Annotated in this window: 17 protein-coding genes; 8 read left to right on the top strand and 9 right to left on the bottom strand. The window is 45.3% G+C overall.

What is annotated here, in order from left to right; all coding sequences use genetic code 11:
* Positions 1 to 256 precede the first annotated feature (256 nt).
* The 3 genes from K0I73_RS14320 to K0I73_RS14330 all read right to left on the bottom strand — a co-directional run bounded on the left by K0I73_RS14320 (position 257) and on the right by K0I73_RS14330 (position 3,359).
* Entirely contained in the window at positions 257 to 1,606 is a 1,350-nt protein-coding gene (locus K0I73_RS14320) for a glutamine synthetase family protein (protein ID WP_220061743.1), read from the bottom strand.
* A gap of 5 nt (positions 1,607 to 1,611) precedes the next feature.
* Positions 1,612 to 2,373 (bottom strand): gamma-glutamyl-gamma-aminobutyrate hydrolase family protein, encoded by a 762-nt coding sequence (locus K0I73_RS14325; protein ID WP_220061744.1) that lies wholly within the window; start codon positions 2,371 to 2,373, stop codon positions 1,612 to 1,614.
* A 437-nt stretch (positions 2,374 to 2,810) separates the two neighbouring features.
* Positions 2,811 to 3,359, bottom strand: coding sequence for a cupin domain-containing protein (locus tag K0I73_RS14330; RefSeq protein ID WP_220061745.1), 549 nt, complete (start codon positions 3,357 to 3,359; stop codon positions 2,811 to 2,813).
* Positions 3,360 to 3,541: 182 nt separating this feature from the next.
* Between K0I73_RS14330 and K0I73_RS14335 the strand changes: the two genes are divergently transcribed.
* Complete coding sequence (locus tag K0I73_RS14335) at positions 3,542 to 4,849, top strand: NAD(P)/FAD-dependent oxidoreductase (protein ID WP_220064397.1); 1,308 nt, start codon at positions 3,542 to 3,544, stop codon at positions 4,847 to 4,849.
* A 55-nt stretch (positions 4,850 to 4,904) separates the two neighbouring features.
* Here K0I73_RS14335 and K0I73_RS14340 read toward each other — a convergent pair whose 3' ends face one another.
* The 3 genes from K0I73_RS14340 to K0I73_RS14350 form a co-directional block, all read right to left on the bottom strand.
* A complete protein-coding gene (locus K0I73_RS14340) occupies positions 4,905 to 5,768 on the bottom strand; it encodes a sulfurtransferase (RefSeq protein WP_220061746.1) in 864 nt (287 codons plus the stop codon).
* 246 nt (positions 5,769 to 6,014) lie between these two features.
* On the bottom strand, positions 6,015 to 6,122 hold the full coding sequence (locus K0I73_RS14345) for an aldehyde dehydrogenase family protein (protein WP_220061747.1): 108 nt from the start codon (positions 6,120 to 6,122) through the stop codon (positions 6,015 to 6,017).
* A gap of 48 nt (positions 6,123 to 6,170) precedes the next feature.
* On the bottom strand, positions 6,171 to 7,667 hold the full coding sequence (locus K0I73_RS14350) for an aldehyde dehydrogenase (protein ID WP_220061748.1): 1,497 nt from the start codon (positions 7,665 to 7,667) through the stop codon (positions 6,171 to 6,173).
* A 257-nt stretch (positions 7,668 to 7,924) separates the two neighbouring features.
* Here K0I73_RS14350 and aptA point away from each other — a divergent pair, with 257 nt between their 5' ends.
* From aptA to K0I73_RS14370, 4 genes are all read left to right on the top strand, one after another.
* The gene (gene aptA, locus K0I73_RS14355; RefSeq protein WP_220061749.1) at positions 7,925 to 9,265 is read left to right on the top strand and encodes an omega-aminotransferase AptA; all 1,341 of its coding nucleotides are present in this window, start codon (positions 7,925 to 7,927) and stop codon (positions 9,263 to 9,265) included.
* A gap of 58 nt (positions 9,266 to 9,323) precedes the next feature.
* Entirely contained in the window at positions 9,324 to 10,814 is a 1,491-nt protein-coding gene (locus K0I73_RS14360) for a CoA-acylating methylmalonate-semialdehyde dehydrogenase (RefSeq protein ID WP_220061750.1), read from the top strand.
* A 77-nt stretch (positions 10,815 to 10,891) separates the two neighbouring features.
* Positions 10,892 to 11,257, top strand: a complete 366-nt coding sequence (locus K0I73_RS14365; protein WP_220064398.1) for a cupin domain-containing protein — start codon at positions 10,892 to 10,894, stop codon at positions 11,255 to 11,257.
* A 123-nt stretch (positions 11,258 to 11,380) separates the two neighbouring features.
* Positions 11,381 to 12,100, top strand: coding sequence for a TorF family putative porin (locus K0I73_RS14370; RefSeq protein ID WP_220061751.1), 720 nt, complete (start codon positions 11,381 to 11,383; stop codon positions 12,098 to 12,100).
* A gap of 72 nt (positions 12,101 to 12,172) precedes the next feature.
* On the opposite strand, the gene K0I73_RS14375 is transcribed toward K0I73_RS14370, so the two are convergent.
* Positions 12,173 to 12,349 (bottom strand): hypothetical protein, encoded by a 177-nt coding sequence (locus tag K0I73_RS14375; RefSeq protein WP_220061752.1) that lies wholly within the window; start codon positions 12,347 to 12,349, stop codon positions 12,173 to 12,175.
* A 167-nt stretch (positions 12,350 to 12,516) separates the two neighbouring features.
* Here K0I73_RS14375 and K0I73_RS14380 point away from each other — a divergent pair, with 167 nt between their 5' ends.
* Positions 12,517 to 12,861, top strand: coding sequence for a DUF3634 family protein (locus K0I73_RS14380; RefSeq protein WP_220061753.1), 345 nt, complete (start codon positions 12,517 to 12,519; stop codon positions 12,859 to 12,861).
* A 49-nt stretch (positions 12,862 to 12,910) separates the two neighbouring features.
* Here the strand turns inward: K0I73_RS14380 and K0I73_RS14385 are convergent, their stop codons facing one another.
* Both K0I73_RS14385 and K0I73_RS14390 read right to left on the bottom strand, forming a co-directional pair.
* A complete protein-coding gene (locus tag K0I73_RS14385) occupies positions 12,911 to 13,093 on the bottom strand; it encodes a hypothetical protein (RefSeq protein ID WP_220061754.1) in 183 nt (60 codons plus the stop codon).
* The gene (locus K0I73_RS14390) at positions 13,093 to 14,010 is read right to left on the bottom strand and encodes a polyprenyl-phosphate transporter (protein WP_220061755.1); all 918 of its coding nucleotides are present in this window, start codon (positions 14,008 to 14,010) and stop codon (positions 13,093 to 13,095) included. Before K0I73_RS14390 ends, K0I73_RS14385 begins: the two co-directional genes overlap by 1 nt.
* A gap of 218 nt (positions 14,011 to 14,228) precedes the next feature.
* Between K0I73_RS14390 and K0I73_RS14395 the strand changes: the two genes are divergently transcribed.
* Together K0I73_RS14395 and K0I73_RS14400 are read left to right on the top strand one after the other, a co-directional pair.
* The gene (locus K0I73_RS14395) at positions 14,229 to 14,705 is read left to right on the top strand and encodes a hotdog fold domain-containing protein (RefSeq protein ID WP_220061756.1); all 477 of its coding nucleotides are present in this window, start codon (positions 14,229 to 14,231) and stop codon (positions 14,703 to 14,705) included.
* Between the two features lie 63 nt (positions 14,706 to 14,768).
* On the top strand, positions 14,769 to 15,407 hold the full coding sequence (locus tag K0I73_RS14400) for a DUF1294 domain-containing protein (RefSeq protein WP_220061757.1): 639 nt from the start codon (positions 14,769 to 14,771) through the stop codon (positions 15,405 to 15,407).
* Positions 15,408 to 15,418 lie beyond the last annotated feature (11 nt).

A 15,418-nucleotide genomic window follows, 5' to 3' on the forward strand; every position in this document is an offset into this window, starting at 1 on the left:
AGTCATAATGTTGTCGAGCTATCGACAAATAGATCTCATTATTATCAACCAATGCTACAGCTTACTTCCGCATCGAGCCTTGCTAACTCTTGCTCTCCCGTAGTGTAATTTTGAATAATTCCATATTCAATTTGAATTTATAGGCAACACAAACCCTGTAGAACTTACTTAATCAGCTGGATTAAAGAGTGACGCTAAACGCCCCAAATTAACCCAAGCCGATGAAGACTCTGCACCATAAAAGTGCGCTAATACATTAAACTGTCAGAAGTAAAAACTCTCGTTCCCAAGAACTAATAACTCGGCGATAGTTCTCGAGATCCGCTTGCTTAACCGCAATATATCCATTGGTAAAGGTTTCACCTAAATATTCACGAACCGCAGAGCTTTCTGACATCACAGCTAAAGCCTCTTCCAGCGTTAGGGGTAAGCTAATACCTTGACGATTTTCGTTCGCACGCCCCTGAACGGGTGTCGATGGTTTAACATCTTCAACCATGCCCATAAAGCCACACAACAATGTCGCTGCAATCGCTAAATAGCTATTGGCATCGGCACCGGCTATACGATTCTCGATACGACGGTTCTGTGGTGATGACTCAGGAATTCGCAGACCGCAAGTTCGATTTTCATCACCCCATTCCAAATTGACTGGTGCCGAAGTACCAGGCAAGAAACGTCTAAACGAGTTAACATTCGGAGCCATCAATGGCAAAAGCTCTGGAATATACTTTTGCAAGCCACCTATGTAGCTTAAAAACTTAGCACTCTTCGTGCCATCTTCATTGGTGAAAATGTTCTTACCGCTTTTGGCATCGACAACACTCTGATGAATGTGCATTGCACTACCTGGTTCATCGGTAACTGGCTTAGCCATAAACGTAGCGCATACATTGTGCTTCAGCGCCGCCTCGCGCAGAGTTCGTTTAAAGACAAACACTTGGTCGGCGAGAGAGAGCGCATCACCATGACTAAAGTTGATCTCCATCTGGGCAGTGCCCTCTTCATGGATTAGGGTATCAATATCGAGGCCTTGGGCTTCACACCAGTCATACATATCTTCAAATAGCGGATCGTATTCGTTAGCGGCATCGATAGAGAAAGACTGACGGCCAGATTCTCTGCGACCACTGCGGCCAATTGGTGGGCTTAATGGAATATCTGGATCTTCATTTGGCTTAGTAAGGTAAAACTCCATCTCTGGTGCAATGACGGGCTTCCAGCCTTTATCTTCATAAAGTTTCAATACTTTCTTAAGCAGGTTACGAGGAGATAACTCGATTGGATTACCCATCTTATCGTAGGTATCATGAATCACCTGAGCGGTAGCCTCGACACACCAAGGCAACATGAAGATGGCCTTATCATCGGGTACACAAATAAAATCGATATCGGCCTTATCAAGCAGCGAGTCATACACGTCATCTTCCACGTAATCACCCGTTACCGTTTGCAGCAACACGCTCTCAGGTAGTCGCATCCCTTTTTCATCAATAAACTTAGCAACCGGGGCGATTTTACCACGAGCGATACCTGTCATATCACTGATGACACACTCCACTTCCGTGATCTTATTCTCTTTTAAATAGCTGATTAACTTCTTCATCTTTATTATCTCGTTCGTTGCACTGCTCTTTGTTGGCAGGCTTTATTAAAGGCGGTAAAAATCGAGCGATAAAAAGGATTGTCTAATACCTTCCATTCAGGGTGAAACTGCACACCTAGCGCAAAATTTTTCGAATCTTTGACCGAAAACGCTTCGATTAATCCATCGGGAGCGTACGCTTCTGGCCGCAATCCAACACCCAAACGGTCAACGCCTTGAGTATGTACAGAATTGACTTCCGCTAAATTGCGGCCCCATGCATCGTGAAGCAATCCCCCTGGTTCAATGTGGATCTCATGAGAGAGTCCATATTGAATCTCAACCGGTGCATCGCGGTCTTCGCGGTGTTCAATATATTTACCCACTTGGTGAAGCTTCTGATGTAATGAACCGCCGTAAACCACATTCATCTCCTGAAAGCCACGACAAATGGCGAGCACAGGTATCCCAGCATCAATAGCTGCTTTGAGTAGCGGTAAATTGGTTGCATCACGCTTTGGGTCGTGCAGAGTACCAATATCACTAGGTGAACCATCATAATGATGAGGCTCAATATTCGATGGTGAACCCGTGAAAAGTATGCCATCTAAACGTGGAAGAATCGTATCCGCGGGACAATGCCCCAAAGATGGGATCACAAGCGGCCAAGCGCTCGTTGCGTCTGCGATACTCAGTAGATACTTCTCGCCGACAATATTAAATGGATGCAGGCCTAATTGTTGATTGCAAGCTGTGACGCCAATTACTGCAAGTCCTTCCTCGGACATAGTTCACCTATAGAGCATTGATGCTTTTATTGTTATGAATTATGAGCAGACGTTAACTGAATGTTCATTTTTTCACACACTACACTGAAAAATATCACTAGGCAATAGGTCTTGGTAAACAAAATATACAATAGAACTCAATGATGATAAAAATCCAATTAAAACAACATTGAAATCGATAACAGCATTTATAAAGACTTGTATACAGATGTCATGATTTAAAAATAATTGTGAGCAGCGTCGCGGCTAACCTCTAAGGTCAACCAGATAGTAAATCATTATTAATGAGTGAAATTATTTACACTTAAACTCAAATAGAATAAAAAACCAAAATGAAGTAATTAACAGAAATGCTCAACAAGATATTGATAACTGAGAGGGTAGATTGGACGAGTAGGCGCGATACCACGCCTAGACTATAGATTAACGCACTAACACTAGAAATTAGCTGGAGTGGTGGCACTCACAATGCGGCAAGGAAGGTCGAAAGGATTACGAAAACGATGTGGCAATTCACTATTAAAGTAATAGCTATCACCTTCTGCGAGTATAAACACCTCATCGCCTACGGTGATCTCAATTTTACCTTCAATCACCATCGCGGCTTCTTCGCCTTCATGTTGTAACATCTCTTCACCCGTATCAGAACCAGGTGGGTAGACTTCATTCATCACAGACATAGAGCGATTTGGGTAGTCTCGTCCAATCAGCTTGTAATCTAAATTACCATCGCCAATATCTAACAACTCACCCGCACGATAAACCACCTTCTGCTCTGACGGTAACGTCTCCTCAATAGAGAAAAAGTCAACCAAAGACATGGGTAATCCAGATAAGACTTTCTTTAATGAACTTACCGAAGGGCTGACACTATTTTTCTCGATCATCGAGATAGTGCTGTTGGTCACGCCGGCTCGTTTGGCCAACTCTCGTTGCGATAAACCTTTCATTTTACGAACAGCTTTGAGATTTGCGCCGATATCCAAAAAACATCTCCTATCAAACAGATTGTAGATGAAATAATTTTCCATACTAGTTTGTCTCAAACAAAAAAGCATGTTAAATATAATCAACAAGTGTGAATTATAACCAACTCAAAGGTCAGAAGTATACTTACTCAGGCCAATTTAGTCGAATAACAACAATAAAACCCGATTTTGGAGCCATGATGTCCAGCAAACCACCCGTTCATAGTGAAAACTACCCTGATTCCTATTATTTCGCTACGGCAAATGCATTAGAGCCCCAACCTCAATTGACTGAGCGAATCAGCGTCGATGTATGCATTGTCGGCGGCGGGTTTAGTGGTATTAATACCTCGATTGAGCTTGCCCAGAAAGGCTTTAGCGTCGCACTACTTGAAGCCAAACGTATTGGTTGGGGCGCTTCTGGCAGAAATGGGGGCGAACTGATCCGCGGTATTGGTCACAATATCGAACAATTTCGAAATGAGATCGGCAGCGAAGGCGTAAAGGCTATTCATGAAATGGGGTTTGAAGCGGTTGAGATAGTCCGAAATCGCGTAAAAGAGCATAACATCGATTGCAACCTAAAAATGGGTTACTGCGATCTCGCCATGAAACCTCGCCACATGAGTGAACTCGAGGCCGACTACCAAGATATGCTTAGTCAAGGTAGAGGAGAGAGCTTCAAACTACTGCAAAAGCATGAGCTCGGTGAAGTTATCGGTTCTGATATTTATAGCGGTGCCTTGGTCGATATGAATAGTGGCCACCTTCACCCTCTTAACCTTGCCTTGGGTGAGGCGCGAGTTGCCCGCACTTTGGGAGTGCAGATGTTTGAATACAGCGCCGCCACAAAAATTATCAAGGGTGATAAGCCTAGAGTGATAACCGAAAAAGGCGAAGTCGATTGCCAATATCTAGTCATGGCAGGAAATGCCTATATTGGTCATAAGTTAGATGGTTACCTCGGTGGTAAAGTGCTCCCAGCGGGCAGCTATCTGCTCGCAACAGAGCCGCTTACCCAAACTCAATGTGATGAGATCATCCCGCAGAATATGGCCTTTGCCGATATGCGTATTGATCTGGATTACTTCCACCTTTCTCAAGATAATCGCCTGCTATTTGGCGGCCTATGCACCTATTCGGGCAAAGATCCCAAAGATATCGATGCGGCACTTAGGCCTAATCTTGAGAAGGTTTTCCCGCAATTAAAAGGCGTCAAGATCGACTATGAATGGGGCGGAATGATAGGGATTGGCGCCAACAGATTGCCCCAAATAGGCAGACTCACCGATTGTCCCAATATCTTTTACGCTCAAGCTTATGCAGGGCATGGTGTCAATGCGACACATATGGCTGCAAAACTTATCAGTGAAGCCTTAACGGCGCAAGCAGAGCGATTTGACGTGTTCGATAGAGTGTCGCATATGACGTTTCCTGGGGGGCCCACCTTTAGGTCGCCTATGTTAGCCGCTGGTATGCTTTACCATAGGTTTAAGGATCTTTTTTAGCCTAACCATAAAAGCAAAAAGGAGCGATTAAGCTCCTTTTTATTTACCGTTACAGTTAAGTTTGTTGACTGGATAGGGCTGGACTAATTGGCATCTGCTGATGACTGCCCCACTCGGCCCATGAACCATCATATAACACAGCGTTAACGTGACCGGATGCAACTGAGGCTAATATTAGTATGCATGCGGTGATCCCAGAGCCACAGCTAAAAATACGTTCGAAAGTTTGATCATTATCTTGCTGTTCAAACAGCTGCTGAAGCACTTCAACCTCTTTTAGCTTGTAGCCGTCGAGGACCTGAGCAAAAGGTAAATTGATCGAACCGGGAATATGGCCGCTACGCACATTCGCTCGCGGCTCAGCGACTTCACCATTAAAACGCGCTGCGCCTCTGGCATCAAATACTTGCACATCATTAGCATCAAACCGAGAGAGTATATAGGTCATGTTACACACGAGCCCCTCTTGATACTCAGCTTGAAAATCGCCTTGAGGCAAGCGTTCATCTTGATGATACACATCAGTCGTCATACGCTCTTCGGTAAGCCATTGGGGCAATCCACCATCGAGCACGAACACCCTATCAAACCCCATCAGCTTAAACATCCACCATGCACGGGGAGATGAGTAAATACCTTGGTTGTCATAGATAACGACAGTACTGTCAGCGTCGATACCTAAATGCGCTATTCCTTGGTTAAACTGCTCGACAGTCGGCATAGCATGAGTTTGAGGCGACGATAGATCGCAAAATACATTTTCTAAATCAAACTTATGCGCCCTAGGGATGGCGACAAACTTATCATAGACAATAGGCTCTTTGCCTATCACTGTGTCCATGCTGGCATCAAGCACTATCACATTTGCATCAAACAAATTAGCTTCCAGCCACGCAGTGCTCACTAAAGGATATTCCATAGTTACTCCAAACGGGCTTTCGCCAGTTGACAGTTTATTATCCACTGGGAACATAAACTAAGACGCTTACAAACTACAAGTAAAATATCCCCGCTTTCCAGCTCTGAATATGACCAAGATCAAGACGATAAACAAAAAGCCCTTTAACCATAGGCTAAAGGGCTGTTTCACGCTAAGACTTGAAATAAGAATAAATCGTTAAACAACTTAACTGATAATGATTTGAAAAATTGCCCTACTTAAACCTTAAAGCGCTATCCAAGTCGCCTTAATCTCAGTGTATTTATCGAAAGCATGCAATGACTTATCACGACCGTTGCCCGATTGTTTATAACCACCAAATGGCGCCGTCATGTCACCGCCGTCATAATGGTCACTGCATAGCCCGAACCATATCGCTGGCTATAGCGCTATCCAAGTCGCTTTGATCTCAGTGTATTTGTCAAAAGCATGCAGTGACTTATCACGACCGTTGCCCGATTGTTTATAACCACCAAATGGCGCCGTCATGTCACCGCCGTCATAATGATTAATCCATACCATACCACTGCGTAACGCCTTTGCGGTTTTATGGGCTTTACTGATATCAGAGGTCCAAACACCAGCCGCTAGGCCATAAATGGTATCGTTTGCGATGCGTATCGCCTCATCCATCCCTTCGAAAGTAATGACTGACAATACAGGGCCGAAGATCTCTTCTTTGGCAATGGTCATCTCATTATTCACATTTGAGAAGATCGTGGGTTCAACATAAACACCACCCGATTCAGCCATCACTTGCTGACCGCCCTGTACCAAACTCGCCCCCTCGGCAACACCAGCACGAATATAGCCCAGTACATTATCTAGCTGCTGTTTATCGACCACTGCACCACACGTTGTTGCGGGATCCAGTGGATGCCCTGGCTGCCATGCTTGCATTTCAGCTTCGATAAGCTTTATCAGCTCATCCTTAACCCCTGCTTCTACCAATAAGCGCGAACCTGCGGTGCACACTTCTCCTTGGTTGAATGCGATGGCTGACGCCGCCGCAACGGCGGCTTCTTGCAGATTTGGGGCATCATTGAACACGATATTAGGACTCTTTCCACCAGCCTCTAACCAGACGCGTTTCATGTTGGATTCACCCGCATAAATCATCAACTGCTTGGCAATCTTAGTTGAGCCAGTAAACACTAAGGTATCGACATCCATATGCAGTGCTAGCGCCTTACCCACTGTATGACCAAATCCAGGCAACACATTTAACACGCCCTTCGGGATACCCGCTTCAATGGCAAGCTGTGCCATACGAATAGCGGTTAATGGCGACTTTTCAGAGGGCTTTAGCACCACACTATTACCCGTTGCGAGTGCAGGGCCTAACTTCCAACACGCCATAAGCAGAGGGAAATTCCAAGGCACAATAGCGGCAACAACTCCCACAGCTTCGCGGGTGATCATACCAATTTCGTTATGAGCAGTCGGCGCGATCTCATCATAAATTTTATCGACAGCCTCACCTGACCAACGTATCGCGCGAGCCGCTCCAGCCACATCAACACTACCGGAATAACGTATGGGTTTACCCATATCGAGTGTCTCTAACAACGCCAACTCATCTTGGTTTTGCTCTAGTAATTCAGCAAAACGAATCATCACCTGCTTACGTTTAACTGGAGCCATCTGCGACCAATCACCACGTTCAAATACTTCACGTGCTTTTGCCACGGCAATATTGGCATCAGCGAGATCGCAGCTAGATACCTTGGTCAGCACTTTTCCATCGATTGGGCTAACACAATCGAAGGTTTCACCAGACACTGCCGCGCAGTATTCACCGTTGATAAATGCTTGACCATTAATAGAAAGCGAATCTGCCATTTGCTGCCATTGTTCACGACTTTGGGGAATACTCATTCTGACCTCTTAACGGGTGATAAATAATCTTTACAGTTAATAATAACCATTTGCGCGCCACCGAGTCGATCGCATGGTGAAGCAATTGTTGCCCTAGATTACGCCTTTCCCCATTTAAATTTCAATATTTTTTACAAAAAGTTATTTTTTGCTACAAATAATGAACAAATTGCTTTCATGTTCATTATTTCTGACATAGCATAGCGAATATCGACCACTCACAAAAACAACAATTAATCTGAACCAGGGTAGATGATATGGAAGACTTTAAGAATACAGGGCAAACAAACGTAGGTTCACTCGACCACTATTGGATGCCATTTACCGCCAATAGACAGTTTAAACAAAGCCCGCGATTACTGGCACAAGCCGAAGGTATGTATTACAAGGATGTCGATGGACGCCCGGTACTAGATGCTACCGCTGGTCTATGGTGTTGTAATGCTGGACACGGACGTAAAGCAATCTCAGAGGCGGTAAGTAAGCAGATCCACGAGATGGATTATGCACCCTCTTTTCAAATGGGTCACCCATTAGCCTTCCAGCTCGCAGAGCGTCTCGCCGACATCGCCCCTAAAGGCATCAATAAGGTGTTCTTTACCAACTCTGGTTCTGAATCGGTAGACACGGCATTAAAAATTGCACTCAATTATCATCGTGCCCGTGGTGAAGCCACGCGTACTCGCTTTATTGGTCGAGAACTTGGTTATCATGGTGTGGGATTTGGCGGCATCTCTGTCGGAGGCATAGGTGGAAACCGTCGCACCTTCAGCCAGCAGTTGCTGCAAGGGGTTGATCATCTTCCCCACACTCTCGATATCAATACCAATGCTTTTTGCAAAGGCCTGCCCGAAACGGGCGCCGAAAAAGCAGAGGTACTTGAACAGCTGGTTCTGCTTCATGGCGCCGAAAATATTGCAGCGGTGATCGTCGAACCTATGTCGGGTTCTGCGGGGGTAATTTTACCGCCACAAGGTTACTTAAAAAGACTAAGAGAGATCACCCAGAAACACGGCATCCTACTGATCTTTGATGAAGTTATCACAGGTTTTGGTCGTGTAGGTGCCGCCTTCGCGAGTGAGCGTTGGGATGTAAAACCTGACATGATCACAACAGCCAAAGCACTCAACAACGGCACAATTCCAATGGGTGCAGTGCTTATCGACGATGCCATCTACGATGCCAGTATGGATGCGCCAGAGGGCGCAATAGAACTGTTCCATGGTTATACCTATTCAGGTCACCCAGTGGCAGCAGCTGCAGCATTAGCCACTCTGGATATCTATAAAGAGGAGCAGCTATTTGAGCGCAGTAAATCACTTGAAGATTATTTCCAGCAGGCGGTTCATAGCTTAAAAGGCCTACCTAACCTTATCGATATTCGTAATACAGGGTTAGTCGCCGGTATTCAGTTCGCCCCCAGTGACAAGGGCATTGGCAAACGTGGATTTGGTATTTTCGAGACCTGTTTTAAGAGCGGCACATTAGTGCGCGCAACGGCTGACATTATCGCACTTTCGCCACCACTTATCGTCGACAAACAACAAATTGACCACATGGTTAACACCTTGAGCGATGCGATTAAAGCCGTAGGCTAAATGAGCCTCATAAACCTAAGTAAATACTTAATCATCTTTGGCAGGAACAAGAAGCGTTATGCAACAGATAAACCACTACATCAATGGCCAACATTCAGGTAATAGCGAGCGCAGCAGCGCAGTATTTGAGCCCGCGACAGGCGAACAGAAAGCAAGTGTATCCTTAGCGAGTGCGGCAGAGGTCGCCGGAGCGATAGAGTTAGCGAAAAAAGCACACGGGACCTGGTCTCAAATGACCCCACTAAACCGCTCACGCATTCTATTTAAATTTAAGGCCTTGGTTGAGGCCAACATGGATGAACTTGCGGCCATGATCACCCGTGAACACGGTAAGGTCCTTGATGACGCCAAAGGTGAGATCATCCGCGGCCTAGAAGTCGTCGAGTTTGCTTGTGGCATTCCACACTTACTAAAAGGTGAGCACACAGAGCAGGTGGGCGGCGGCGTCGATGCATGGACGCTCAATCAATCTCTGGGAGTCGTTGCCGGTATTGCACCATTTAACTTCCCAGTCATGGTGCCCATGTGGATGTTCCCCATTGCCATTGCAGCGGGTAACACTTTTATCATGAAGCCATCAGAAAAAGACCCTAGCTCAGTCATGCGCATGGCTGAACTGCTGACCGAAGCGGGATTACCCGATGGTGTATTTAATGTCATCAATGGTGACAAAGAAGCCGTCGATACACTACTGAGCCATAACGATGTGCAAGCTGTTAGCTTCGTTGGCTCCACACCTATCGCCCAATATATCTATGAAACCGCCTCTAAGCATGGGAAACGTGTTCAAGCATTAGGCGGAGCAAAGAACCATATGCTGCTAATGCCAGACGCCGATCTTGATCAGGCTGTTAGTGCACTTATGGGTGCCGCATACGGCAGTGCTGGTGAACGCTGCATGGCTATATCAGTCGTGTTAGCCGTCGGTGATGCTGGCGATGCGTTAGTCGAGAAGCTGCTACCACAAATTGAAGCGCTTCGTGTCGGTAACGGCCTTGAAGCCGATATGGATATGGGGCCACTCATTTCAGCTCAACACTTGGCGAAAGTGCGCAGTTATGTCGACCAAGGTGTTGCCGAAGGCGCTACGCTATTGGCCGATGGACGCCAACTCAGCGTAACAGACCATGAGCAAGGGTATTTCTTAGGTGGCAGCTTGTTTGATCACGTTACACCTGAAATGACGATTTACAAAGAGGAGATCTTTGGCCCGGTCCTGGCAATTGTTCGTGTTAAAAACTACAGCGAAGCCCTGCAGCTGATCAATGATCACGAGTTTGGCAACGGTACCGCCATTTTCACCCAAAGTGGTGAAGCCGCTCGTCATTTCTGCCACCACGTACAGGTGGGTATGGTTGGAGTGAATGTACCTATCCCAGTACCAATGGCATTCCATAGTTTTGGTGGCTGGAAGCGATCCTTGTTCGGTCCCCTGCATATGCATGGTCCCGATGGCGTGCGTTTTTACACCAAGCGCAAAGCGATCACAGCACGCTGGCCAAAGTCGAACCACGTTCAGGCAGAATTTGTTATGCCAACAATGAAATAAACTTATAAAAAATATATAAAAAATGGTGCGGACTCTTCCGCACCTGTATATGTTAAAACAATAATGTTGGAGCAATGATGAGTTTAAATATCGATGCGATTATCAATTTTGGCCAACACCAAGTTGCGACTGAATATTACGATGTCGCTAAAGAGAAAGTGATCTCAGGTGACCCGAAACAACAGCTCGAAAATCACTATTCTAGCCCTTGTGATCAATTCCATGCCGGAGTCTGGCAAGGGGAAAAAGGCAGCTGGAAAATTAACTATACCGAACATGAGTATTGCGAAATCTTAGCAGGTAGCAGTGAAATAACCGATAGTTCAGGAAACAGCATTACTGTGAGTAAGGGTGACCGATTTGTCATTCCAGCTGGATTTTCAGGTGTTTGGAAAGTGATCCAACAGTGTAGAAAAATTTACGTCATTTTTGAACAGAAGTAACCGAGTTCGATTTTGAGTAATCGCCATGTAGTCTCAGCAAAGTCAGCTGTTGTTTGGCTAAGTTCAGTATTTTTAAATGTCTTAAAAATACTGATGTCAACAAAGTGAAATGGAGAAACCACCGTGTATAAAAAATTTAATAAAAAACGGATTGCCCAAGTTACTGGCTTAACCTTAGCCGCAGCGCTAATGGCACCTATCGCTCAAGCAGAAGTTTCTGGCGAAATAGGTGTAACTAACGACTACCGCTTCCGCGGTATCTCACAAACGGCAGGTGATTTTGCCGTACAAGCTGGTATCGATTACAGCATGGAAAGTGGCTTCTTTGTTGGAGCTTGGGCGAGTAATGTCGACGATGAAAGCTATGATGCTGACATCGAAGTCGATATCTATGCTGGCTACGCAGGCGCTTTTGGTGAAGATGACGCCGTTGAATATGACGTCACTCTAACCTACTACACCTACCCCGGCCAAGATGAAAGCTCTCGCTACCTTGAAGCGACGGTTGGATTCTACTTTGAAGATTTTCATTTTGCACAGTGGTATACCAACGATTACGCCAATGCCGATGTTTCACTGCACTACAGTGAGCTAAATTACTCCTATGAAATCGCCGAAAACTGGAGCATCGATGCCCATGTCGGTTACAGCTATGGAGATGGTGCAGATCTAGATTGGGGTGAAAACTACCTAGACTACTCTATCGGCGTATCGACCGAAGTGAGTGGCGTTGGTCTATCTCTCGCTTGGTTAGATACCAACCTGAGCAGCGATAACGATATCAGCTCTGGCGCGTGGAAAAACAGCGGTACGGTATTAGCGACGGCAAGTTACGCCTTCTAATACAAATACTCCTCCCCCCAGTTCCCTAGTTATTATCAGAAAACCGCCTTATGGCGGTTTTCTATTGTCTGCTTACGACACAATTTTAGGGTTCTGACCATTACGCACTTTCTGCGCTAACTCTCGCCAATCATGACTTAATCGTCGATGTTGATTTTGCCGTTCTGGAAATGAATGAGACAAGTCTTCAATAATCTTAGCTTGTTGCTCACAAAGCTTGACCCAGTTCTGAGCATTTGAAAGATACATAATATCATCCTTAATTTTTTTAATACCAATTAGTATATGGGAGTGATCGGTATAACATTCCTTTGGAGCTTTAAAGTATAATCATAGTTAAAAAGTTTGATCTAGCCCGCTAGGAAAATCGGTAAACCGAGAGTATCTTCAATATTAAAGAACAATAAGGAGCTTCCATGACTGCCACTATATTCAAAGTCGTATTTATCCTTATAGGCCTAGCGCTTATATACAAACTGATCTTTAGCGGTAAAAAGGGATTAACACTATTTGAGATGCATTTTAAAGAGGGACGATTAATCAGCCATAAAGGCAAAATCCCAGACAAATTCCAGCGTGAATGTAAGGGTATCGCTAAATCAGAAAAGCTGACCTGTGTGGTGAGGGCAGAAAAATCAGGCGATGTTCGCTTACATGTCTCTGCGAATGTGAGTGATGCTATTACCCAGCGTATCCGAAATCAATTTCCGTTTGAATACTACGATAAGAAACAGGTAGATAACTCTAAACAAACGGGCTAAAAAAACAGGCGGCTCACTGGCCGCCTATATTCAAGTTAAACAGCAAACCTTACAGCTTACTCAGTTTACCCTCACGGCGAGCATCATCAATAATACGTTGATTATCGGTAGCCATAGGGTCTTTGACTTCCAGCGGATCAGTTTGAGGCTCCTCTTCTAAACTAACGTCAATTAGATTGATATTAGCGCAAGCACTCAGGCCTAATAGCCCTAGAAGCAATAGTTTTTTCATTAACTTTTTCTCCCTGCAAAGTGCTCTACCCCCCACACCAATCCAATCCCTGCCACCATAGCTGCAATGGCCCAGACAAGATGCGCAGGCTGACCAGTAAACTGTTCAAACTGCATTGGCGACAAGTTTTGCTCCAGCAATGGCACTAAGTTGCCAGCCGAGTTTTCTCTCCAAGTGAGGACCTGCTTCCACGGCCAGATCTTGCCCAAAGTTCCCAACATGAGTCCAGTGAGGAAGATAAGCGTGGCATCATGATAGCGGCGTAGCAGCGCCGATAACAGGTGACTAAAGGTCAATAAGCCAAATACGCAGCCCGAGGCAAAAACCGCTAAAATGAGAATATCAAAGCTTTTTGCTGCACTCAGTACTGAGGTATATAGGCCAAGCAACAGCAAGATAAAACTGCCAGAGATACCAGGCAGTAACATGGCGCAGATGGCAATACTGCCGCCGATAAATACATTGAAATAGGTCATTTCAAGGGCGATGGGATTGAGTACCGTTATCCCCCATGCAAATGCGACACCCGCGATAAATAACCCTAATCTCAAGACAGAAAAGCCTTGCACCTGCTTCAACATATGAATAACAGAGATGATAATCAGCCCAAAAAAGAACGACCAAACGGGAATAGGATGATTAACCAAAAGGTAGGTGATCAACTTAGCTAAGGTAAAAATGCTGGTTAATATTCCCCCAAAAACCGCCAATAAGAAAGGACCATTAATATACTCAAAAGCCGCTTTAACGCCTTGAGTACGAATAACCTTAATTAAACTTGGGGTAATTCGACGAATACTCTCTAGGAGTGTATCTAAAATCCCTGTAATAAACGCAATTGTGCCACCCGATACACCAGGAACCACGTCTGCGGCCCCCATTGCCATGCCTTTCAAATATGTCAGCAGGTATTTCACGCAAAATCCTTATTAAATTAATCACGCACCGCTCTCACGGTTTCGATAGCTGTCGATTATACCCATGCTCAGGATACAAGTGGAAATGAACTTTGCTTCATTTCCACTTATTACAGCCGCTCAACAAGTTCGATCCATAAGACACGGACTATTGTTAACTCCTTGTTATTACGCTAACCTGAAAACTCATCCGACCAGAATGAGGGAGCAGAGAGTCTATGCCACAAAAACCAACCAAGGTGATGGCGTTATACAACAAGGTCACTCGATTGCCATTTGGGCAGAAGATTTTCTCCATCATAGTGTCACGTATGGCCCCCTATTTCGGCACCATACGGCCATTGATCACCGAGCTTCGTCCCAACTACTGCCAATGCCTGATAAAAAAGCGTAAAGCGGTGCACAACCATATTCAGACCGTACATGTTATTGCTATCTGCAATGGTTTAGAGATGGCCATGGGTGTGATGGCTGAAGCATCGATTCCACACCATCTGCGCTGGATCCCAAAAGGGATGAGCGTCGATTACACAGCCAAGGCGGGTAGCGATATTCGCTGTGTTGCCGAAGTGACACCAGAGCAGTGGGTTGAAGGCGATATGCTCGTTCCGGTCACTGCCTATGATAATAATGATGTTGTAGTCGTAAAAGGCCATATCAAACTATGGATCTCGGCTAAACCCGCCAAACACTAACATCAAAGTTAAAAATGCCTTAGGATAGCTTGCCTCAGTGCTGTATGGATAAATAGACCCTAAATGAAGGAAAAACCATCCACGGGTACCTTAGCATCATGGCATAAGGATAAGGGCTTTGGCTTTATTCAGCCCCATGATGAAAAGGCGCCTATATTTGTTCACATCAGTAGTTTTGGCTCAAAGATGGGCTCACCAAGCGTGGGGCAAGTCGTCTATTTTACGCCCAATAAAGATGCAAGGGGCCGACACTGCGCCATCATTGTCGATAATTATGGGACACCGCTAGCAAGACAACAACGCCAATTTGTCAGCTCTAAAGTGAAGCAAAAGCTAAACTTAACCCTAGTATCAGGGCTATTTATTACGTTAACTGGGGCCTACCTGACACAGCAGATCCCCATCGATCCCCTGCTCTACTATGTCGCCTTAAGTCTGATAACTTTTATCATGTTTGCTATCGATAAACGCGCCGCTCGCTTGCAACACAGACGCATCAGCGAACGTAGCTTACAGCTAGCGTCCTTGTTGGGCGGCTGGCCTGGTGCTCTAATCGCCAAACAAACCCTAAGGCATAAATCCCAGAAAGTGAGTTTTCGCTTAGGTTTATCGCTGGTTATCGTGTTAAACAGCGCAATATTGATATGGCTTACTTATCAAGGCTATCTCAGTAGTTTTAGCCTGATAGATTGGGTATCATGACCCATCAATTT

Source organism: Shewanella mesophila, from assembly GCF_019457515.1.
In the GTDB taxonomy this organism is placed as follows: Bacteria; Pseudomonadota; Gammaproteobacteria; order Enterobacterales; family Shewanellaceae; genus Shewanella; species Shewanella mesophila.

Bases quoted from the DNA above. Each gene is read 5' to 3' on its own strand.
- K0I73_RS14400 (WP_220061757.1), top strand. From the start codon at position 14,769: ATGAAGGAAAAACCATCCACGGGTACCTTAGCATCATGGCATAAGGAT.
- K0I73_RS14365 (WP_220064398.1), top strand. From the start codon at position 10,892: ATGAGTTTAAATATCGATGCGATTATCAATTTTGGCCAACACCAAGTT.
- K0I73_RS14350 (WP_220061748.1), bottom strand. From the start codon at position 7,667: ATGAGTATTCCCCAAAGTCGTGAACAATGGCAGCAAATGGCAGATTCG.
- K0I73_RS14345 (WP_220061747.1), bottom strand. From the start codon at position 6,122: ATGACGGCGCCATTTGGTGGTTATAAACAATCGGGCAACGGTCGTGAT.
- aptA (WP_220061749.1), top strand. From the start codon at position 7,925: ATGGAAGACTTTAAGAATACAGGGCAAACAAACGTAGGTTCACTCGAC.
- K0I73_RS14325 (WP_220061744.1), bottom strand. From the start codon at position 2,373: ATGTCCGAGGAAGGACTTGCAGTAATTGGCGTCACAGCTTGCAATCAA.
- K0I73_RS14360 (WP_220061750.1), top strand. From the start codon at position 9,324: ATGCAACAGATAAACCACTACATCAATGGCCAACATTCAGGTAATAGC.
- K0I73_RS14375 (WP_220061752.1), bottom strand. From the start codon at position 12,349: ATGTATCTTTCAAATGCTCAGAACTGGGTCAAGCTTTGTGAGCAACAA.
- K0I73_RS14385 (WP_220061754.1), bottom strand. From the start codon at position 13,093: ATGAAAAAACTATTGCTTCTAGGGCTATTAGGCCTGAGTGCTTGCGCT.
- K0I73_RS14340 (WP_220061746.1), bottom strand. From the start codon at position 5,768: ATGGAATATCCTTTAGTGAGCACTGCGTGGCTGGAAGCTAATTTGTTT.
- K0I73_RS14395 (WP_220061756.1), top strand. From the start codon at position 14,229: ATGCCACAAAAACCAACCAAGGTGATGGCGTTATACAACAAGGTCACT.
- K0I73_RS14380 (WP_220061753.1), top strand. From the start codon at position 12,517: ATGACTGCCACTATATTCAAAGTCGTATTTATCCTTATAGGCCTAGCG.
- K0I73_RS14335 (WP_220064397.1), top strand. From the start codon at position 3,542: ATGTCCAGCAAACCACCCGTTCATAGTGAAAACTACCCTGATTCCTAT.
- K0I73_RS14320 (WP_220061743.1), bottom strand. From the start codon at position 1,606: ATGAAGAAGTTAATCAGCTATTTAAAAGAGAATAAGATCACGGAAGTG.